The 21,054-nt window shown below is 71.7% G+C and carries 16 protein-coding genes; 11 read left to right on the forward strand and 5 right to left on the reverse strand.

The features are described from left to right. The first annotated feature begins 5 nt into the window (after nt 1-5). From ACJ9NR_RS12070 to ACJ9NR_RS12095, 6 genes are all read left to right on the forward strand, one after another. Nucleotides 6-293, forward strand: coding sequence for a hypothetical protein (locus ACJ9NR_RS12070; RefSeq protein WP_412487540.1), 288 nt, complete (start codon nt 6-8; stop codon nt 291-293). Nucleotides 294-301: 8 nt separating this feature from the next. Continuing rightward, entirely contained in the window at nt 302-1,060 is a 759-nt protein-coding gene (locus ACJ9NR_RS12075; protein ID WP_412487541.1) for a DUF8175 domain-containg protein, read from the forward strand. Then, entirely contained in the window at nt 1,057-2,286 is a 1,230-nt protein-coding gene (locus ACJ9NR_RS12080) for a hypothetical protein (protein ID WP_412487542.1), read from the forward strand. The genes ACJ9NR_RS12075 and ACJ9NR_RS12080 overlap by 4 nt, the downstream gene beginning before the upstream one ends. Nucleotides 2,287-2,440: 154 nt before the next feature. Beyond that, nucleotides 2,441-3,934 (forward strand): SCO6880 family protein, encoded by a 1,494-nt coding sequence (locus ACJ9NR_RS12085; RefSeq protein WP_412487543.1) that lies wholly within the window; start codon nt 2,441-2,443, stop codon nt 3,932-3,934. A gap of 107 nt (nt 3,935-4,041) precedes the next feature. Beyond that, the gene (locus ACJ9NR_RS12090) at nt 4,042-5,631 is read left to right on the forward strand and encodes an ATP/GTP-binding protein (protein WP_412488809.1); all 1,590 of its coding nucleotides are present in this window, start codon (nt 4,042-4,044) and stop codon (nt 5,629-5,631) included. Further along, nucleotides 5,619-7,430 (forward strand): type IV secretory system conjugative DNA transfer family protein, encoded by a 1,812-nt coding sequence (locus ACJ9NR_RS12095; protein ID WP_412487544.1) that lies wholly within the window; start codon nt 5,619-5,621, stop codon nt 7,428-7,430. Before ACJ9NR_RS12090 ends, ACJ9NR_RS12095 begins: the two co-directional genes overlap by 13 nt. Here ACJ9NR_RS12095 and ACJ9NR_RS12100 read toward each other — a convergent pair. Continuing rightward, nucleotides 7,345-8,553, reverse strand: coding sequence for a DUF418 domain-containing protein (locus ACJ9NR_RS12100; RefSeq protein ID WP_412487545.1), 1,209 nt, complete (start codon nt 8,551-8,553; stop codon nt 7,345-7,347). The genes ACJ9NR_RS12095 and ACJ9NR_RS12100 overlap by 86 nt on opposite strands. Continuing rightward, complete coding sequence (locus ACJ9NR_RS12105) at nt 8,550-8,942, reverse strand: DUF3592 domain-containing protein (RefSeq protein ID WP_412487546.1); 393 nt, start codon at nt 8,940-8,942, stop codon at nt 8,550-8,552. The genes ACJ9NR_RS12100 and ACJ9NR_RS12105 overlap by 4 nt, the downstream gene beginning before the upstream one ends. 219 nt (nt 8,943-9,161) lie before the next feature. On the opposite strand from ACJ9NR_RS12105, the gene ACJ9NR_RS12110 reads away from it, so the two are divergent. After that, nucleotides 9,162-10,214, forward strand: a complete 1,053-nt coding sequence (locus ACJ9NR_RS12110) for a C40 family peptidase (RefSeq protein WP_412487547.1) — start codon at nt 9,162-9,164, stop codon at nt 10,212-10,214. 281 nt (nt 10,215-10,495) lie between these two features. Here ACJ9NR_RS12110 and ACJ9NR_RS12115 read toward each other — a convergent pair whose 3' ends face one another. Both ACJ9NR_RS12115 and ACJ9NR_RS12120 read right to left on the reverse strand, forming a co-directional pair. After that, nucleotides 10,496-11,110, reverse strand: a complete 615-nt coding sequence (locus tag ACJ9NR_RS12115; RefSeq protein WP_412487548.1) for a hypothetical protein — start codon at nt 11,108-11,110, stop codon at nt 10,496-10,498. A gap of 260 nt (nt 11,111-11,370) precedes the next feature. After that, the gene (locus tag ACJ9NR_RS12120) at nt 11,371-12,207 is read right to left on the reverse strand and encodes a hypothetical protein (protein WP_412487549.1); all 837 of its coding nucleotides are present in this window, start codon (nt 12,205-12,207) and stop codon (nt 11,371-11,373) included. A 375-nt stretch (nt 12,208-12,582) separates the two neighbouring features. On the opposite strand from ACJ9NR_RS12120, the gene ACJ9NR_RS12125 reads away from it, so the two are divergent. The 4 genes from ACJ9NR_RS12125 (at nt 12,583) to ACJ9NR_RS12140 (ending at nt 19,451) form a co-directional block, all read left to right on the forward strand. Continuing rightward, nucleotides 12,583-13,092 (forward strand): DUF4913 domain-containing protein, encoded by a 510-nt coding sequence (locus tag ACJ9NR_RS12125; protein ID WP_412487550.1) that lies wholly within the window; start codon nt 12,583-12,585, stop codon nt 13,090-13,092. A 487-nt stretch (nt 13,093-13,579) separates the two neighbouring features. Beyond that, nucleotides 13,580-14,419 carry a hypothetical protein gene (locus ACJ9NR_RS12130; protein ID WP_412487551.1) on the forward strand — a complete coding sequence of 280 codons (840 nt, stop codon included), beginning with the start codon at nt 13,580-13,582 and terminating at the stop codon, nt 14,417-14,419. 108 nt (nt 14,420-14,527) lie between these two features. Next, nucleotides 14,528-16,084, forward strand: a complete 1,557-nt coding sequence (locus tag ACJ9NR_RS12135; RefSeq protein WP_412487552.1) for a hypothetical protein — start codon at nt 14,528-14,530, stop codon at nt 16,082-16,084. A 223-nt stretch (nt 16,085-16,307) separates the two neighbouring features. Continuing rightward, complete coding sequence (locus ACJ9NR_RS12140; RefSeq protein WP_412487553.1) at nt 16,308-19,451, forward strand: AfsR/SARP family transcriptional regulator; 3,144 nt, start codon at nt 16,308-16,310, stop codon at nt 19,449-19,451. On the opposite strand, the gene ACJ9NR_RS12145 is transcribed toward ACJ9NR_RS12140, so the two are convergent. Further along, complete coding sequence (locus ACJ9NR_RS12145) at nt 19,433-21,010, reverse strand: glycosyl hydrolase (RefSeq protein ID WP_412487554.1); 1,578 nt, start codon at nt 21,008-21,010, stop codon at nt 19,433-19,435. The two genes, ACJ9NR_RS12140 and ACJ9NR_RS12145, sit on opposite strands and share 19 nt — an antisense overlap. Nucleotides 21,011-21,054: the final 44 nt, after the last annotated feature.

Consider the following 21,054-nt stretch of genomic DNA (forward strand, 5'->3'; position numbering starts at 1 on the left):
TCCCCATGTCCTCGCTACTCTTCGAAGCCCACAACATCCTCGCCGCAGGCGTGCCCCAGCCCAAGAGCCAGTCCGTCCCCGGGCTGAGCGACAAGGTCGACAAGGTGCTCGGCGCGGTCTCCTGGGCGGGTACGGCAGCCGGCGTGCTGGGTGTGCTGATCACCGGCGCGATGATGGCCGTCTCCCTCAAGCGCGGCGAGAGTTCGGAGCACATGAGCCGGCTCGGCATGGTGCTGGGCGGCTGCGTGCTGATCTCCAGCGCCGGTCCGCTGATGACCTTCGTCTTCCAGTGAGCCGTCCCGTGGAGAATCGCCTACGCAGGCTGCGGCGGGCCCCGGAACCGGGACCGTACTGGAAGCAGCGCAGCTGGCAGTGGTCGGCGGGATTCCTCGGCCTGGTCGTGCTGGTCGGCGGGTTCATCGCCCTGACGTCCGGCGGCGACGACGCGAACGCGGCGGCCGACGGCCCGCTGTCCCACAACTCCGGGCCGCGCAACGGCCGTCCCCAGGGCTGCCGGACCGACGACGGTGCGGGCAGCACGCTGCCCAAGTCGGCACCGAAGGACATCACCTGGCACAAGCTCGGTGTCGGGCGGATACCCGTCTCCGCGTCGGCCGGGCCCACCCGGACGGACGGGCCGGTGCACTGGTGCTTCGCGCACACCCCCGTCGGTGCCGCGCTGGCCGCCACCGTCATCCCCTCCCAGATGAGCGGGTCCGGTTGGAAGACCGTCAGTCGGCAACAGGTGGTGGAAGGCAATGGACGCAAGCTGTTCGAGTTCCAGCGCTCGGCCTACCAGGACATGGACAGCGCCGCCGACACGGGCGGCGCTCCGGTCGCCTCATATGTCGGCTTCTCGGTGACCTCGTACACGAGCAGGACGGCGAAGATCCGCCTGCTGCTCGCGTCCACCCAGGGCTACGGGACGACCACGATCGTGGTGCGCTGGAGCAGCGGCGACTGGAAGCTCGTGCCCACCGACGACGGCTCCCTGTACACGACCGTGGCACCGGTCCAGGGCAGCCCCAGCGGCTACATCCCGTGGGGAGGTGCGGCATGAACTGCGACTCGTCCGGCAATCCGATCGTGGATTTCTTCACGGGCTTCTTCAGCTTCCTCGGCAACCCCATCGGGACGATCCTGGACCAGATCGCCAAGGCCATCCTCGCTGCCGCGATCAAGGTGTTCGCGACCCTGACGGTCAACGTGCCCACCCTGACGGGAACGGGCACGCCGAAGGACGTCAGCAACCAGACCCAGTGGCTCGTGGTCTACCTCGCGGTCGGCTCGATCCTCGTCGCCTGCACCCGCATGGCCCTGGAGCGGAAACCCACCGCGGGCACGACCGCTCTGAAGGGCATACTCCGGGTCGTCCTGGTCTCGGGCGCGGCGACCACCGTCGTCCTGGCCGCCGCCAGGGTGGCGGACGACTACGCCAAGTACCTGTTCGACAACGGTGCCCAGAACGTGTTGTCGAACGTCGGCTCCTGCAGCACCGGCTCCACCTCCGAGGCCATCCTGCTCCTGGTCCTGGCCTTCTTGCTGCTGATCGGCGGGATCATCCAGACGATCCTGATGTACATCCGGCTCGGCGTCATGATCCTTCTGCTCGGCACCCTGCCGCTGGCCGCGTCGGCCTCGATGACCGACTGGGGCGCCGGATGGTGGCGCAAGCACATCGGCTGGATGATCGCCTGGCTGCTGTACAAGCCGGCGGCCGGTCTCGTGCTGTACACGGGTGCGGCCATGTTCACGCAGAGCAAGGCCGGCAAGGACCCCCAGATCGACGAACGCATCGCCGGCATCGGCGTGATGCTCCTGTCCGCGGTCGCCCTGCCCGCTCTGCTGAAACTCATCGTGCCCGCCACCGCCGCACTCGGCGGAGGTTCCGCGTACTCCGACGCGATGCAGGGCGTGGGCGGCCAGCTCGCCAGCGGCGCCAAGTCGCTGGGCGGCAGCGGCGGTTCCGGCAGCGGGGGCCACGCCGGGCCTGCCGGGCCCAGCGGCGCGTCGGGAACCACGGGCGGTGGCGGATCGTCCGGGGCGAACGGTGCCCAGGGAACCTCGGGCGGCAGCGGCAGGACAGGCCCGGGCGGTATGGGCAGTGGAGGCGGTGGAGGTGGCGGCGGCGCCGCTGCCGGCAGCCGGGCCGCGGCGGCGGCCGGACCGGTGGGTGCGGTGGCCGGCGCGGTGCTGACCGGGGTGCAGATCCTCGGCAAGGCCGCCTCCGGTGCCGTCGACGGCGCCGACGGCGACCAGGGCCACAACCCGAGCCGGCACCAGTGACCCGCTGACCCGGGCGGCGGCCCGGACCCGTACACCGCCGCCGCCCTGAACGGGCCGCCGGACTCCCCGCTCCCCCGGGAGTCCGGCGGCCCCGCCTGCTCCCCGGCATCCACCCCCGCAGCTCCATCACCTCACGAAGGGAAACCGGACGCCCATGTCCACGGAAGCCGTCTCCCAGCCGACCTACGGAAACTGGCGCCGGCCACGGCGGCCGGGGCTCGGGCCACTCGGGCTGGTCGGCACGATCGGTGTCTTCGGCGGGCTCGTCGTCGCCCTGATCGCGTCCCTGATCTCGCTGTACGCGGCACTGTTCGTCATCCTGATGATGCTGCTGTTCCTGGTGCCGCTGGCCGTCCGCACCCAGGACGGGCGCAACGTCTACCAGTTGGTCGCCCTGCGCATCAGCTGGCGCCGCCGCAAGGCCAGGGGCGCGCACCTGTACGTCTCCGGCCCGCTGTCCGCCCGGCCCGGCGGCCGTTTCCGCCCGCCGGGCCTGCTCAACAAGGTCACCGCCACCGAAGGCCGGGACGCCTACGACCGGCCCTTCGGCATCCTGCACCACCCGACACGCAACCTGTACACGATCGTGCTGGGCTGCGATCCCGACGGCGGCTCCCTGGTCGACTCCGACCAGGTCGACGTCTGGGTCGCCCTGTGGGGCGAGTGGCTGGCGCGGCTGGCCCACGAGCCCGGGCTGCGCGGCGCCTCCCTGATCGTGGAGACCGCGCCCGACCCCGGCACCACGCTCGCCCATGAGGTGCTGCCCCGTATCCGGCCCGACGCGCCGCCCTCCGCCCGCGCGGTGATGGAGGAGGTGGTCGAGCGTTACCCGACGGCCTCCTCCGAGATGCACACCTACGTCACCCTCACCTACGGTCCGCACCCGGGCCAGCGGCGCAGCAAGGAGGATGTGGTCACCGACCTCGCCATCCGCATCCCGGGTCTGCTCAGCGGACTCGTCGCGGCCGGCGGCGGGGCCGCGTACCCGTTGTCGGCCGAGCGGATCGCCGAGGTCGTCCGGGTCGCCTACGACCCGGCGGTCGCCGGCGACGTGCTCGACGCCCGTGCCCAGCACGGCGGCACGGGCCTGGAGTGGGAGGACGCCGGACCGTCCGCCGCCGTGGAGACGGTGAACAGCTACCAGCACGACTCGGGGGTGTCCCGGACCTGGATGCTGACGCTGGCACCGCGCGGCACCGTGCGGTCCTCGGTGCTCAGGGGCCTGCTGGAGGCGAGCCCCGGCACCCGCCGCAAGCGGGTCGCGCTGGTCTACAAGCCCCTCGACCCGGCCACGTCGGCGCGGATCGTCGAGTCGGACCGGCGCGCCGCCCAGTTCATGGCCACCTCGCGCCGGGGCATGATGCAGGCGCGCGCCGCCTCCGAGATGCGTGCGGCCGAGCAGACCGCGACGGAGGAGGCCGCGGGCGCCGGGCTCGTGGAGTTCTCGCTGATGCTGACCGTCACCGTCGACGACGTGGACCAGCTGGCCGACGCGACCGTCGCCGTACGCAATCTGACCGCGGCCTCCCGGGTGCTGATGCGCCCCGCCGACCGGATGCAGGCGGCGGCGTTCAGCTGCACGCTCCCCGCGGGGATCCTCCCGTGGGAGCAGACCATGATCCCGAGTGAACTGCAGGAGGCGCTGTGAGCCGCCGGAGCGAGGAGAAGAGGGCCGAGCAGGCGGACCGGCAGTTCGAGGAGCTGGCGTGGCGCGCGGGCCCCGGCGCTCCGCTGCCGGACGTCGAGGCGGACTGGATGAAGGAGAGGCCCGAGCGGAAGAACCGGTCCGGCAAGCAGAAGGACCCCGGCCCCAAGGAGCCGTACGTCCCGCCGCGCGGCTGGTACGGCCCCGGCGGCGGCCGCGTCGGCTACCTGGATCCGCCGACCATGTGGCGTGCCACCACTGTGCAGGCCTGCGGCATGTGGCCGTTCGCCGCCGGTTCCGGCTCGCCGATGACCGGGGTGCCGCTCGGGCAGCATCTGTTCACGGGTGCCACGGTCTGCGGGGATCCGCTCAACTGGTTCACGCGTGCCCGCTACATCTCCAACCCGTCCCTGTTCATGCTCGGCATGCCGGGCCTGGGCAAGTCCACCCTCGTCAACCGGATGCTGATCGGGCTGACCGCGACCGGCGTGGTGCCGCTGGTGCTCGGCGACCTCAAGCCCGACTACGCCGACACCGTGCGCGCGCTGGGCGGCCAGGTGATCTCCATCGGCCGCGGCCGGGGCGGCATCAACGTCCTGGATCCGGGCGCGATGGGCGCGGCGGCGGCGAAGATCGGCGGTGAGGCGGGCGAGGTCCTGAAGGCCGAGACGCACGGCCGGGTGCTGAACATGGTGGCCGCGCTGGTCACCATCGTGCGCGGCCGCCCGATGGACGACCACGAGCAGTCGGTGCTCTCCGCCGTCCTGCACCACATCCGCGAGCGCACCGCCCTGAGCCGGCCGGCGCTGCTGCCCGATGTGCTGCGGGTGCTCAGCGAGGGGCCCGACCGGGTGCGTGCGGTCACGCTCGACCGCGGGGACGAGGCCCGCTACCGGGACGCCGTCGACCCGTTGCACCGTTCCCTGCTGGGCATCCTCGACGGCCCGCTCGGCGACACCTTCGCCTCCCCGACGTCGACCCGGATCAACCCGGACGCGCCCGCCGTGTGCATCGACATCTCCGGCATCGGCGAGGCCGACACCCAGCTGACCGCGGCCGCGATGCTCGCCGCCTGGTCGGACGGGCTGGGCACGGTGGCCGCCTCGCACGCCCTGGCGGACGCCGGACTCGCGCCCCGGCGCTGGTTCTTCACCGTGCTGGACGAGCTGTGGCGCCCGCTGCGCGCCGCCTCCGGCATCGTCGACCGCATCGACGCGCTGACCCGTCTCAACCGCTCCCTGGGCCTGGGCGACGCCAAGATCACCCACACCCTCAAGGACGCCGAGGCGCTCGGCACCGACTCCGACCGGGCCAAGGCCCGCGGCTTCGTCGAGCGGGCCGGGATGGTGGTGTGCGCGGGGCTGCCGAAGCAGGAGATGGAGGAGCTCGGCCGGGTGGTGGGCCTGTCCCGGCGCGAGATCGAACTCGTGTCGTCCTGGTCCTCGCCCCCCGGCTGGGGCGTCTCCGGGGAACACGAGGAGCCGCCCGGCCGCGGCCGCTTCCTCATCAAGGTCGGCGGCCGGCCGGGCATCCCGATCAAGGTGGCCATCACCGACGCCGAACGCCGGCTGCACAACACCAACACCCGCTGGACGCCCGACGAGGAGGCCGTCGAGCAGGCCGTCGCGCACGCCACCCGCGAGGTGGCGCGGGCCGCCCAGGAAGGACCACAGCCCCTGCCCGGAAGGTGGACCGCGTGACCGGCCGGCCCCGCTCGACCGGCGCCCTGCACGACCTCGCCCCGTGGGCGATCGTGGCCGTGGCCGCCGCCTCCCTCACCGTCTTCACCGTCGGCTGGGCCGGCGGCACGCTCGGCGCCGGGGTCACCGGTCACGGCTGGGACGCCCCGCCGTTCGCCCTGTCCACCGCCGGGCACCTCGTCTCCGACGGTGCGGGCGGCGTGTGGCCGGGCACGTCGCCGGCCGCGGTCTACGGCGGCATGCTCGGTCTGCTCGCCCTGATCGCGGTGCCCGCGGCGTTCCTCGTACGGTTCCTGCTGGCGCGCGCGAGCCGCACCAAGGGCCTGGCCGGCCGGCGTGAGCTGGCGAGCATGTGCCCCAAGGGCATCGAGGCGCGGGCCCGCGAACTGCGCCCCAGTCTCAAGGGCCGGGCGGACCTCCATGAGGACGAGACCGGTAATCTCCTCGGCGACCTCGACCCCGGCGGGCCAGAGCTGCGCAGCAGTTACGAGGACGTCGAGCTGGACCTGATGGCCCCGCGGGCCGGCAAGTCCACCGGCATCGCGATCCCGCGCGTGCTGCGGGCCCAGGGCGCCGTCCTGCTCACCTCCAACAAGTCCGACGTCTACGCCGTCACCCGCGCAGAGCGCGAGAAGGCGGGCCGGGTGTGGACGTTCGACCCGCAGGGCATCGCCCACACCGAGCGCGCCATGTGGTGGAACCTGCTGGGCGACTGCGGCACCATCGAGGGCGCCCGCAGGCTGGCCGGGCACTTCGTCGCGTCCGTCAACGACGACACCGCGAAGAAGGACTTCTGGATCTCGGCCGCGCAGAACACCCTCACGGCGCTCTTCCTGGCGGCGGCGCGCGGCGGGGCCCCGGTGCAGGACCTGCTGGGCTGGCTCGCCGACCCCGCCGACCGCACGCCGATCGACCTGCTGCGCGACGCCCGGCTGATCGCGATGGCCGAGCAGTTGCAGGGCACGGTGCGCGGCGCGGTGGAGACCAGGGACGGCATCTACGAGACCGCCCGGCAGACCGTGTCCTGCCTGCTCGACCCGGAGATCCTCGCCTGGGTGACCCCGGATCCGTATCTGCCCGAGTTCCGCCCCGACCGGCATGTCGTCGGCAAGGACACCCTCTACCTGCTGTCCAAGGACGGCGGCGGCTCCGCGGCCGGTGTCATCGCGGGCCTCGCGGACGCCACGATGCGGGCGGGCGTGGTGGCCGCCGAGCGGATGGGCGGGCGTCTCGACCCGCCGCTGACCGCGGTCCTCGACGAGGCCGCCAACGTGTGCCGCATCTCCGATCTGCCGGACCTGTACTCGCACTTCGGCTCCCGCGGCATCAACGTGGTGACCCTGCTGCAGAGTTACCGCCAGGGCGTCCGGGTGTGGGGCGAGCCCGGGATGGACGCGCTGTGGAGCGCGGCGACCGTCAAGCTGCTCGGCGCGGGCCTGGACGACGCCGACTTCGTGCAGAAGATCTCCACCCTCGTCGGCCAGCACGACGTGAGGACGCCGAGCGTCTCCCGCAGCAAGGACGGCTCGCAGCGCTCGTACTCCTACCGCCAGGAGTCGATCCTGCCGCCCGACAAGATCCGTGCCCTGCCCAAGGGCACCGCCCTCCTGCTCGCCACCGGCATCCGGCCCGCGCTGATCCGGCTGCGCCCCTGGTACAAGGAGCCCGGCGCGGGTCTCATCTCGGCACAGGCGAAGGCGGAGGCGGAGGCCATCACCGCACGGGCCGCGGCTCGTCTGACCGGTGGCGTCGCACTGGAGAAGCGGAGCCGCTGGGTGCGGGACGCCGCGCCGATGTGACGGTACGCAGGAGCAGTTCGGCCGGCCCGTACCGCACCCGCGCCGCGACGGCGTGGCCGGCGGCGAGTTGCAGGCCGTACAGGAGCAGGCACCCCGCCGTCACGGCGGCGGTGCCTGCCCGGTCGTAGAGCCCGAAGCCGTACCCGGTGAACACCAGGGCCAGGACCAGCGACTGGGTGAGGTAGTGGGTGAGTGACATCCGCCCGGCCGCGGCGAGCACGCGGGCGGCCCGCCCGCGCACCAGGAGCAGCAGCCCGCAGGCGTACGAGGCCGCCAGTGCGGGCGCCGCCAGCACCGCCACGGCGTGCCCGACGAGGAACCAGCGGCTGTCCAGCGGCCAGTCGGCGCAGCAGGCGGTCAGCACGCCGCCGGCCAGACCGGCCGGCAGGCACCGTAGGGCGACGCGGCGCAGCCATGCGCGGTCCCGTCCGCACCGTTCCACGAGCCGCAGCTCGGCCGCCGCGAGTCCCGCCAGGAAGGCGGCCAGGAAGTGGGGGAGGTACAGGAGATCCGTGCCGAGCGTCGACGGCAGGTCGTGCAGGTGGGCGCCGAGAACCGACAGGACGCCGCCGCGGTAGGCGGCGACGGTGCCGGCGACACGGGGCGCGTACTGGGCGGGGGTGAGCGGCTCGGCGGCGGCGACGGTCAGCAGGCCGTACGCCAGCAGGAGGACCGCGAGGGCGACGGCCAGGCCCGCCGCCAGCCGCAACGCGGTCCGCGGGGTCAGGTCACGCAGCCCGTACAGCACCAGCGCCAGGACGGCGTACGTCATCAGGATGTCGCCCGGGTAGAGCACGACAGCGTGCAGGATCCCCAGCCCGAACAGCCCCGCCGTACGCCGCAGATGACGCGGTGCGAAGGCGGCGCCCTGCTGCCGGGCGAACCGCCGCTGCAGCACGAAGCTGTAGCCGAACAGGAAGGAGAAGAGCAGATAGAACTGGGTGTCGGTCAGCGCCGTCACCGTCCAGGCGACGGCCCGGTCGAGTGCACCGGCCCCCGGTCCCCCGCCGAAGGCCGCGTACGGTCCGGCCATCAGCTCGGCGTTGACGAGCAGGATCCCGAACAGGGCGAAGCCGCGCAGGACGTCGAGTTCGGGGAGACGTCCGGAGTCCCCGTCCGTCAAGACGTCACCGTCACGGCGGTACCGAACGCGACGGTCGAGGACAGGAACCACCCGAACGACGGGGCGAGCAGATGCCGCAGGGTCCACAGCCGGGCCGCGGTGGGCCTGTCCCGTACGTAGACCACGGGGACGGTGCCGCCGACGGGAGGCAGCCCGCACCACGGCGCGTACGGCCCCGGATCGAGGACCAGTTCGCGCCCGAGGTGATCGAAGAAGTGCACCACCCCGCCGCGCCGCCGGTCGGCCGGGGCACGCCCGGTGACCCGGCCCGTCACGCGCAGACCGCGCGCCCACAGCCGCACGGCCGTCAGGACCGCTCGCACGGCCAGCGCCATGAAGCCGAGGCCGAATCCCGTGCACAGCGCGAGCAGCACCAACTCCGCATCCATCCGGTCTCCCTGTCCTCTTCGGCCGGCCCGTCGAGGGCCCCGCTCCATGGCCCTGTCCTGGATGTCCCGTGACCGGCGTGGGCCCCCACGACAGGCCACAACGGCTGGCGGCCCACCGTGGTTCACGCCACCCGCGATCACTTGAACCACCGTGCGAAGCGGGGCCGTTGTGTGGGCGAAGCCGTCACCACGTCGGCTGCGAAGGGAGCTTCGGACGGCATGACACGGACCCCGCGCGCACACGGCCACCGGACGGCGGCGGCCCTCACCCTGCTGTGCGCCCTGACCGCGGCGGCGACGGCGCCGGCGCCCGCCCACGCCGCCCCCAACCCGGGCGCCGCGACCCTCGACGAGGTGCGTCAGCGGCTCGACGGCCTGTACCACCAGTCGGAGGTGGCCACCGACAAGTACAACGCCGCCGACGAGAAGGCCACCGCGCAGCAGAAGAAGGTCGACACGCTCGACGGCCAGGTGAAGCGCGCCGGGCGGAAGGAGGCTCGCCTGAAGGCGCTGCTCGGCGCGGCCGCCCGGGCCCAGTACCGCGGTGGCGGGCTGCCCGCCGAGGTCCAGTTCGCCCTCGCCGCCGACCCCGCACACGCCCTGGACGACGCCGCGTTGGCACAGCAGGCGCAGCAGGGCACGCAGGAGCAGCTGAGCGCCCTGGAGGCGGTCCGCAAGGAACTGCGCAGGCGCACCGACGAGGCCACCGCCGAGCTCAAGGACCTCCGGGCGAGCCGCCGGGCGATGGCCGAGAACCGCGACAAGATCGAGAAGCGGATCGCCGCCGCCCGCGCCCTGGAGTCCCGGCTGCAGAAGAACGAACTGCGCCGCCTGGCCGAGCTGGAGAAGCAGGCCGCGGCCAGGGCCCAGGCGAAGTGGGTCGGCACCGGCGTCCTCGACGAGGCCGGCACCAAGGCCACCGCGGCCGGCCGCAAGGCCATCGCCTACGCGACGAAGCAGCTCGGCAAGCCCTACGTCTGGGGCGCCGAGGGCCCCGACTCCTTCGACTGCTCCGGCCTCACCTCCCAGGCCTGGCTGCACGCGGGCATCGCCATCCCCCGCACCTCCGAGGAACAGTGGGCCCGCCTCAAGCACGTCCCCGTGTCGAGGATGCGCCCCGGCGACCTCATCATCTACTTCGCCGACGCCAGCCACGTCGCGCTCTACATCGGCGACGGAAAGATCATCCAGGCGCCGCGGCCGGGGCGCTGGGTGTATGTGTCGCCGGCGGGGTCGATGCAGATCCTGGGGGTGGTGCGGCCGGACGCGTGAGAACTGCATCGCGGTGGTGACGCGCTGCTCGAAAGCACCGGCTCTTTGTTCTCCATCAGTGCGGCGCGACGCGCGGCGAGCACCGTGGTCCACGTCCTGACGCCGGGTCATCGCCTGGGCATCACGCAGAAGACGGCGCCCCCGGTTGACCGGGGGCGCCGTTCCGCCGCAAGAGCCGATGAACCGATTACCGGCCGTCAAGCACCACTGGGCCGTTTCAGCACACCTTGTCTGCTCCCACATGCAATCTCGCCCATTTCTGGACTCTTACGAGACGACACTCAGTGAGAGTTTCCCTTCTTCGGGGCTTGCCTGGCGTTCTGGCCCGGGTATTGCACCCCTGCCTGGGACGTCGCGGACTGGCTTGCGTACGCGGACTGCTGGGCGTAGTAGGCGTTCGGCCCGGTGGTCTGGGCGTGGCCCCCCGACGGATTGAACTCCTGCTGGTACTGCCGGTTGAACATTCTTCCGTAACTGTCCAACTGGGCGAAGCCCCGCTGCAACGAGACACGCTCGTCCCTCGTGAACTGGAGGGCAGCTGCGGTGCCTTCTGACGGATTCTTCGCGTGCTCGCCCTGCCAGTATTCCAATTCCTTTTGTGCTATGTACGCGTGCGCTGCCGGCGCGTTCGGATGGTTGGAGGGGAGAGCGTAGTACTGCGACAGATTCGGATCCTTGAACACGGTGTCGACCCGGCGGGCACCTTTTTCCCCGGCGAATGCCTGAATGGCGCCGATAGCAGCCGCGACGCCGTGCCCCACAGTGTCGCCCCTGTCCGGGTCCACGCCGTTCTGCGCCAGCACACTACGGATATGCTGCTGGGCGTCTGCACGCGGTGTGCGACTGCTGGGAGCCGCGTCTTGAGTTATCTTGAACAGGCCCCATACTTTGTCCATTTTCCCTTGGCCCCTTCGTTGTGGTCATCTTCCTGGTAACCACAACGTGGACGGGGCCGTACCGGTTCACACGTGTACGGCGTCCGCCCGGAGCCACTGCGCGGCAGTCGGTCTGCGGGCGCCTTCACGACCTCGCCCATGCCGCCGGTCACCTCACCTCCGCCGTGCACGCCGAGACGCGGACCGACACCACCAGCCTCGTATCTGCCAGGGATCTTGATGGGGGACTTCGCGCGGGTGGGGAAGACGCTCCGTCAGGGTCAGCGCCGCGCTGTCCCGTTCCTTCGGTTTCCCTTCTCTCTTTCTTTCCCCTTGGGCCGTTCTGCGCTGCCACCGTCACTACTGCCGTTCGACCCCTTCCTCTTCGGAGGACTCGGCGGCAGTGTCCTGCCTGCCGGCACCGTGGGGAGGCCTCCGGACATATAGGGGGGCTGTTGTGTCAGCGGAGGGCGATTTCGTTGGGTCGGCTGCCGCTTCGGGTACGCCACCGAGTTCGACAGGGCTGCCGAACTCGACTGGAAGTACGAGTCATTTGACGATTCGATCGCATCGGGCGATTCCATCGGCTGGGTCAGGTCGAGCTGCGAATCATCGTCCTGCAGCATGAAGTTGAGCCGCTTGGACTGGTTCGCGAGCGCCGCTGCCTGCTTTTTGGCCTCTGTGTCACCAAAGGCGGTGAGCCCGATGGCCGAGAAGGTGTGTCCGATCGCCTGCTGCTGTTTCCCCTGATCGGCGGGCAATGCGCTACTTTGTCCCGTGGCGTTCGTGATTCCCCCGACGGCGCCCATGAACGCGGCCCCCGCCTTGACACCGTCCATCACGCTGCCCGTTTGCCAGGAAGAGTGTGCGAATTTCGCCGTGTCATAACCGTTGACAATACTCGCCGTGCCGGCCCCGAACTGCTGCGCGATGTTCCCGTATGTCTTGTACTGCTCGGACGTCGCATACGCCTGCACGAACTTGCCCGCGGCCTGGAGGATTTCGGCCGTCAGCTTGACGAACTGCTTGGTTTCCGTGTCGTGCTCCCACATCCACCTGGCGGCGCCCCCTGCGTGTTCCGCGCCCCATTTGAGCACCTCGATGCCCTTGCTGCCCATGACAGCCGCGTAGTACAACCCGGACCGCTGGTCGTGGATGATCGCTGAGGGCTGCGTCTCCGATGGGGACGGCATGTTTATCACAGCGTCACCGGTGGCTTGGATCGAATTCCGTCTTCCTGGGCCGTCGCCCCGGTTGAACGAGAAGCCGCGTACAGGTTGTGTCGGCATGTCGGGTGCCCTTCCGCAGATCATGAAACCTGCTTTCAAAGGGTTACAACGGGGCCGGGTTCGGGACGGTTCAAGCGGACGCGGCACGGGCTCGGCTCCGTGCACGGACGCCGGTCCGCAGTTGCCGTTGAACCGGACGCGGTGTGTGCACGTGGTGTCGACACACGAACCAAGCCATAGCTGCCGAGAGAAGGTGGGGCTGCCATGCCCACTGAGGCCGTCGCGGTCTCCGCAGAAGCGCGGGGTGCCGCTGCTACCGAGGAGGCCGACACGAAGGCGGACAGCACGGCCCCTCAGGAGGAACCCCCGAGCCCCTCGCACTTCATCCTCTACAAGCAGGGGCCCGAATATGTGGAGGCGTTGCGCCAGTTGACCCTGTGGGCACACCACGTGCTGCTGCCGGTCTACGGCAGGGAGGTGACCTCCACCCAGCCCTGGTGCTCCCGCTGGTGGGAGCATCCCGAAGCGGTCGCCCAGTTGCACGGTCTCTGGCTCGCCTGGGGCGAGTTGACCGGTCCCGGCTCCGGGATGTGCGGGCCCGCGAACTGGCACCGCGACTACCTGGTACCGGTGATGAACTCCCTGCGGGATCCGATGGGGCCCTTCGCCGGCTGCAAGCCCGGTGTCCACCGCGGGAAGGAGAAGCCCACCGTCGACGCCCTTGACCCATTCGGGCCTCCGCCTCCGCCGCCCCCACCGCCCGGTCAAGCCTGAAACAGCCAGGCAGGTCGGCGAACACACGCCGACCTGCCGTCCCTCCCGCCAGTATTGAACCGTTCGTCTCCGCCTCCCGTCGTGTCTCGTGTCAGGACCCGTGCCCCGAGGGGACCCGTTCACGGAACAGGCGAGAGGGAGGGCCAGCATGGCCGTTGACAGTCCGGGCAGCCGGCCGGCACGTCCCGAATCCAGGTGGACCAGGCCCCCACCTCTTACGGCTCCGCAGCAACTGGCACAGGAGCTGATCGGCGAGGATCTGCGAGCAAGTGAACCGCGGCCGCAACGTCGGCCCGGCCGGTCGGGGGCGCTGGCCCGACTGGGGGAATGGCTGCGCAGGACGTTCTCCTCAGGCTCAGGCACTGCAGGGCCCACCCCGAGCCGGCCGGAGCAAGCGAGCTACCCGCCCCGACAAGGGGATCTTCGTCCCTCCTCCCGCGGCGACGGGTACGCACCCCGCGCCTCAGAGTCTGCCGGCCGCAACCGGTTGACGAAGCAGTCGCCGCCCGGACGCGGTGACGGCACTCCGCCCGCCGACGCCTCCGAGAACTCGGCGCGCCGGAAAGTGGCCGATTTCTCGATTCCGGAGCTCGAGCAAGTCCTGAAGGCCGTCCTGGAGCGGATCTCCGATGACCCCGTGCTGCAGCAGGCATACGAGGCCGGAAAACTGCCGGTGGTGGAGGACCTGCTCCGGAGGACCGAACCGCCGCGCAGGGATCAGGCGTCGCAATCGGCGCCGGCTCCCGGGATGTCGCAGCAGGGCCCGGTGAACGAACCGGCCAGGGATCCGCAGTGGCGGTCGCGAGACGCTGACGCGGTCACGCTGTTCGACCCCCGAGAGCAGGACATGTCCACACAGGCCGGCAGGGGAACTCAGCCGCAGGACGGCCCAGATCCGGGGGAGGAGGCTGCAGATTCCCGTCTCGACGCTCCTTTCCCCACCCCCGCGGTCCCCGACAGTGCCCAGCACTCCCCCACGGTGCAGCAGTCCGCCACGGTGGGGGACTTCGCAGCGGCCACCGCCCACCCCGCGTCACGGCCTGACGGCCCTTCTGCCACGGTGAACTTCGCGGAAAGCACCGCCCACCCCGCCACGCCCGCCCCAGGGGCCGACGTCGGTTCGCCCCCGTCGAATCCCGTATCCGACACGCGGGCACTGACCTTCCATGCGACGAACGTCAATATCACGTACGTCGGCGCCGGGAGCGTCAACGTGACGCAGCAAGGGCCCCGTTCCGCCTCGGTGAGCGCCACGAGCGCCACGACACCCGCCGCCGCACCGCAGACAACCTCGGCCTCTTCTGCCAACAGGCCACGCCGACGCTGACCCGACGCCCGCCGAGCGACACGCCCCACCGCACCCCGCGCGGCCATTGAACCGTGCCCCCACACCCGCCGTTGTAGCTCACAGCCTCAACGCCAGGAAGGACAAGGCATGAGCCGGGACGAAGAGACGGACGACGCGATCGTGGCGGGCCAGCGCGCTGTGCCCGGGGATCCGGTGAACTTCAGCAAGCGGGAGCCCTTCGCGGAGGCTTCCGGACCCTCCTCGCACTTCTCGGTGTTCATCGACGCCGACGGCTCCGCCGCCATCGACGGGGTGCCCGTGCACGCGGCGGGCGGGCAGTCCGTCGACGAGGCGGTCCTCGACACGCTGCACCGCCACGCACGCGAGCGCAACTCCCCTGTGACGGCGGCCATATCCGATCCTTCTGTCGCGGAGGTGACGCTCGTCGAGGTCGCCCCCGACGGTTCGAGCAAGCTGGTGCAGGAGCCGGTCATGCCGCCCCCGCCGGGGCGGGCCGAGGACGCGGCCGAGACGGCAGTTCCCCCGGCACCCTTCGAGCAGAGCGACACCGCGCGGTCAGGTTCCGGCACCCAGGACGTCCCCGGAGCCGAGCCTTCGGACTTCGGCGCTCCGTCCGGCGGCAATCCTGACGACGACCTCCACGAGGACGGCCTCCACGAGGACGGCCTTCACGAGGACTTCAACGACGGCCCCGCCGACGACGACCTCGGAGAATCGCGGTTCGCGCTGCCGCGACCCTCGCTGTCCTCCTTCTCCCGCAATGTCCCCTCCCTGTCGCTGCCGCGCCGCTCGAAGGACGGCGACGGGCGTGCGACGCGGCAGTCGGACGACGAGTACCGGTCACCCGGTCTGCTCCACCGCCCCCTGGTCGTAGGGCCGGTGGCCCTCGGTGTGGCCGCCCTCGTCATCGTGCCGCTCGCGCTGCTGGGCGGCGGTTCGAACGGTGACGGGCAGAAGGACAAGGCCGCCGGGGCCAGCGACGAGCTGAGCAGGCCCCCGGCGAGCCACCGTCCGACGGCGACGCCGACCGTCTCGGTGTCGCCGAGCCTGTCGCCGTCGCCCAGTGCCTCGCCGGAGGGGAAGAAGAAGCCCAAGCCGAAAGGGACCGCGCACGCGGGCGGCGCCACGGGGGTCACCACCACCGTGACCGTCCGGCCGCCGGAGGCCACGGAGACCGTGACCGCCAAGCCGGCGCCGGACACCGCCGCCACCGCCGTGAACCGGCTCGCCAAGGACGATCCCGGACGGCACATCTGCTACCGGGCGTACGTGGCCGGACGGGGCTGGCAGAAGCCCGTGTGCGACGGCACGGTGGCCGGTACGACGAACCAGAACCGGGCGATCAAGGCCCTGAACATCGCGGTGCGCGGCACCGGAGGGGTGGCCGCCAACGCCTTCGTGCACAATCCGAAGTCGACCGACGGCAAGGGAGTCTGGAAGCCGCACTGGACCGCCAACACCGCCGACGGCAAGGACATCTACATCGGCAGCGCGAAGAAGAGCGCCCCGAACATGCTGGGCTTCGCCATCAACATCGGCAGCGGCGGGCAGATCTGCCAGTCCGCCCACGTCCGCGGTGCCGCCTGGGGTCAGTGGGGCTGCGTCAACCCGCGCCCCGACTTCGTCTTCGGCGGCACCTTGAGCAACGACCTGTGGCTCGACGCGGTGAAGTTCACGGTGTGAGCCCCGCGGGCCGGGCCTCGCGCCGATGAGGTCCGGTTCGGTCTGGTTCGGTTCGGTTAGGTTAGGTCTAGTTCGATCCGGTCCGGTCCGGCGGGACGCTCCGGCCAGCCGGTTACGGGGTACCGCAACGGTCCCCGGACAGAAACAGTTCAACACCTGTGCAACATCGGGCACACGAAGTGTCACTAGAGTCCGCAGGGTGAACGCCGCGAACTTAACTGCCTTGAGTTTCTCCGTGCTGGGCCCGGTGCGGGCCTGGCACAAAGACCGGGAACTGGACCTGGGTTCGCCGCAGCAACGAGCCGTAATGGCCGCACTGCTGCTGCGGCGGGACCAGGCCGTCACACGCGCCGAACTCGTCGACGCGGTCTGGGGCCTCGAGCCGCCCACGGCCGCCGTGTCCGTCCTGCGCACGTACGTCTCGCGTCTGCGCAAAGTGCTGGAACCCGGTCGCGCCCCGGCCGAGCCGCCCCGGACGATCGTCTCGGTCGGAGACGGGTACCGCGCCCAGATACCCGCGGACGCCCTGGATCTGGCCGTGTTCGAACGACAGGTCGCGGACGCGGGCAGGGCGTCCGCCGCCGGCGACGAGTCCACGGCGGCGGAACTGCTGCACGACGCCCTCGACCGGTGGCGGGGCGTGGCGCTGGCCGGCCTGCCCGGTCCGCTGGCGGAGACCGAGCGCTCCCGGCTGGCCGAGGAACGGCTGAACGCACTGGAGAGCCGTCTGGACCTCGACGTACGACTCGGCCGCCACGGGCAGGTGATCGCCGAGCTGATGTCGCTGAGCGATGAGCACCCGCTGCGGGAGGGACTGTGCCGGTTGCTCATGCTGGCCCTCTACCGCTCCGGGAGACAGGCCGAGGCGCTTGCGGCCTACCGCAGGACCCGGACCACCCTGGTGACCGAGCTGGGCATCGAGCCCGGCGCGCCCCTGCGGGACCTGCAGGCGCGGATCCTGGCGTCCGACACGTCCCTGACCTCTCTCCTGCCACCGCACTCGGACCCGCAGGTCCTGCCCACGGACTCCGCGCCGCGCGACCCGGCGGCCCCAGCGGTCGGCGCGAGGACCGTGCAGGGCGCCGGGGACCGTACGGCCGGTGCGGCCGCGGCCGGAGCCGCGGATCCCGCGCATGCCACGGAGGCCGACTCGCCGAGCCGGCTCCCGGCCGGCTCCGGCCGGGCCGGCCCGGGCGAGGAGGACCAGGCGGTCCTGGGTCACCGGGCTCAGGACGGCACCAGCCGGGTCCCGCACCAGCGCCCGTCCCCGGACGAAGAGACCTCCGCCACCGGCCCGGCCCGGACACCCTCCCGGCCGGCCGCCGCCCGGCCCGGCTACGCCCCCCGTCTCGCCCAGCTCCCCGCCGACCTGCCCGCCTTCACCGGACGCCACGCCGAACTGGAGCGGACCCGGCGGCTGCTGCCCCTGGACGGAAGCGTTCCCGGCACGCTGCTGATCAGCGCGATCGGCGGCATGGCGGGCATCGGCAAGACCACCCTGGCGGTGCACCTCGCCCACCAGGTCGCCGACCGCTTCCCCGACGGACAGCTCTGCATCAACCTGCGCGGCTTCGATCCGACCGGCTCCGTCATGCCCCCGCAGGAGGCGATCCGCATTCTCCTCGACGCCCTCGGTGTCCCCCCGCAGCGGCTCCCGGCCGGTCTGGAGGCGCAGACGGCGCTCTACCGCAGCGTGCTGGCCGAGCGGCGGGTACTGATCCTGCTCGACAACGCCCGCGACAGCGAGCAGGTCCGCCCGCTGCTGCCCGGTTCGCCCGGCTGCCTCGTCATCGTCACCAGCCGCAACCAGCTCACCGGCCTGGTCGCCGGCGAGGGAGCGCACCCGCTGACGCTGAACCAGCTGACGTCCGCCGAGGCCCACGAGTTCCTGGCGCGCCGGCTCGGCACCCGGCGGCTGGCGGAGGAGCCGGAGGCGGCGGAGGAGATCGTCACGCGGTGCGCCCTGCTGCCGCTGGCCCTCGCCGTGGTCGCCGCCCGCGCCGCCACCCACCCCGACTTCCCGCTCAGCGCCATCGCCGCGGAACTGCGCGACAGCGACGACAGCCTCGACGCCTTCGCCGGGGACGACATCACCATCGACGTACGGACCGTCTTCTCCTCCTCCTACGAAGCCCTGTCCCCACCCGCCGCGCGGCTGTTCCGGCTGCTGGGCCTGCACTCCGGACCGGACCTGTCCTCGCCCGCCGCGGCCGCGCTCGCCGGGCTCACCCCACGGGAGACCCGCACCCTGCTCATCGAGCTGACCCGCGCCCACCTGCTCACCGAGCACTTCCCCGGCCGCTACACCCTGCACGACCTGCTGCGTGTCTACGCGGCCGAACGCGTCGCCGCCGAGGAGACACCGCGGGAGCGGCACCTGGCAGAGGAACGGCTGCTGTCCTGGTACCTGCACACCGCGGACGCCGCCTATCCGCTGATCACCCCCAACCGCGGCCGGATCCCGCTCGAGTCCCCGCCGGCCTCCTGCCGGCCGCTGTCCTTCACGGCCCACGACCAGGCCCTGGACTGGTGCGAGACCGAACGGTCCAACCTGGTCGGCGCGGTACACCAGGCCGCCGCGTCCGGGCAGCCGGGCATCGCCTGGCGGCTGCCCGCCGTCCTGTGGGGGTTCTTCTACCTCCGCAGTCATCTGGGCGACTGGCTCGACACCGCTCGCACGGGCCTGGCCGCCGCCCGCGCCGCCCACGACCGCGCGGGCGAGGCGCAGGCGCTCGCGGACACTGCCGCGGCGCTGCGCTGCGCGGGCCGCTACGAGGAGGCCATCGACCACTTCCACCGGTCGATGTCCGTCTGCCGGGAATTGGGGGACGCCGAAGGCCGGTTGCGGGCCGTGGGCAACCTGGGCGACGCCTACCTCCAGACCGGCCGGCTCCGCAAGGCGGTCGAGTACTGCCGCCGCGGGCTGGCCCTGGACCGGGCCGTCGGCAGCGCCTGGGGCGAGGGAATCGCGCTGAGCAACCTGGGCGACGCCTACCAGCGGCTCGGCCGGTTCGACGAGGCCGTGGCCTGTCTGGAGCAGGCCCTGGTCGTGCTGCGCGCCAGCGGCAACCGGTGGGTCGAGGGTGTCGCCCTCGACGTGCTCGGCACGGTGCACCACCGGCTGGGTGCCCGTGACCGCGCGGTCGAGTACTACGCGCAGGCCCTCGCGACCCACCGGGACATCGGCAACCGGTGGGGCGAGGGCCACACCCTGGGCCATCTCGGCGACGTCCAGCTGGCCGCCGGTGAACCGGATGCGGCCGGCGGCAGCTGGCGCCAGGCCCTGGCGATCTTCGCGGAGTTCGATCACCCGGACGCCGCGAAGATCGAGGAGAGGCTGCACTCCCTTCAGCTCACCTCGCGGTAGGCCTGGCCCGCGGCGTTCGCGGTCGTACCGTCGTACAGTCCGGTCGGGCTGGTCTGCGTGGACAGCGTGAACCAGGCGTAACGCTCCACGTAGTCCAGTCCGTCCAGCATCCGCGCCGACGAGTGGATGAAGTCGGTCTCCTGCTGCCGGCTCGGGTAGCGGGGGCTGCCGTGGGAGAAGTCGATCAGGCTGTACTCGGTCAGCCAGATCGGCTTGTGGTAGCGGTCGTGCACGGCCTGGATGTAGCCGCGCAGCTGGTTGGCCGCGTCCGGGCCGAAGTCACCGCCGTACCAGTGCAGCGGGATGAAGTCGACGCGCAGGCCGCGCTGTTCGGCTCCCTGCATGAAGCGGTCCAGCCAGCCGCCCGGGGTGTCGGCGCCGTGGGAGACGGCCGGAGCGCCCAGGCGCAGACCGGTGTCCTGGAGCTTGGGCCAGAGGTCCAGGGCCTGTTCGGGGGTCATGTTCGCCTGGCCGGCCGAGTCCGGCTCGTTGAAGCCGAGCAGCTCGGTGCCCTGCTGCTTGGCGCTGTTCAGCTGCTCGTCGGTGACCGAGCCGGGGCCCCAGATCATCGGGACGTACTCGACACCGTTCGGCTTGGTGACGCCGTCTGTCGACGAGGCCCAGTTGAAGTACCAGGACGCGCCGGAGTCGGCCAGCGCCTGGGAGGCGCCGTCGACCGGGTTGAGGCTGACGCCCTTGCGGGTCGAGGCAGCGGTGGTGGTGCCGGAGGCGGGCGGGGTGCTGGCGGCGGGTGCCGCGCCGGCGCCGGACCCGTTGAAGGTGACGGTCATGCCGTTGCACTTGGTGCACTGGTACATGGTCCGGTTGCCGGGTTCCGCGTCCTGCTTGGACCAGGCGTACGCGGTGGGGCACTTCTGGTTGATGGCGTCGCTGTAGGGGGTCTTCGCGTCGCGGTTCGGGTTGACGCACACCAGCGGCCTGCCCGTGGCCCCGTCCTTGGTCAGGTCCTCGGGCGGGCAGGACGACAGCAGGTCGACGGCGCAGCCCGCCACCGCGCACTCGCCCGTCTCGGGCGGTGTCACGTCGTTCGGGGTGATGGTGACGGCGGTCGACACGGCGTCGACGTAGCTGACGTCGTACCAGGGTGCCAGCGAGTCGCTCGGGTCGAAGTTGAACTCGGCCAGGCTGGTGGGCTGCTGACCGGTGGTGCAGTGGTCGGCGTAGGGGCCGCAGTCGCCGACCGCGCAGTGGAAGGTGGTGCCGTCCTCGCCGGAGCAGCCCTGCCGGGCGAAGAACGTGCCGCGCCAGTGCCCGGCGCCCTCGTGCTCGGGGACGGTGATGGTGGCGGACTGGCCCGGGTCCAGGGCGGGCAGCCCGGTCAGTGCGGCCGAGCCGTCGGCGTTGACGTTGCTGCCGACCCAGATGCGGCCGTCCGTCCTGTTCTGGAAGGTGACGGTGTGCTCGGCGGAGCCCACGTCGGCGGCCGGCGCCCCGTGGAGGTGTGCGGCGTCGTGGTGCCGGCTCAGGAACACCGAGGTCGTGGTGGTCGCACCGACGACGACCAGTAACAGGGCCAGCAGGATGGAGCGTCTGCGCATGGAACGTGCCTCTCAGATCGCGCTTGCGCCGGATCGGCGATCAG

Origin of the sequence: Streptomyces sediminimaris (assembly GCF_047049295.1) — a bacterium.
Lineage (GTDB): Bacteria > Actinomycetota > Actinomycetes > Streptomycetales > Streptomycetaceae > Streptomyces > Streptomyces sediminimaris.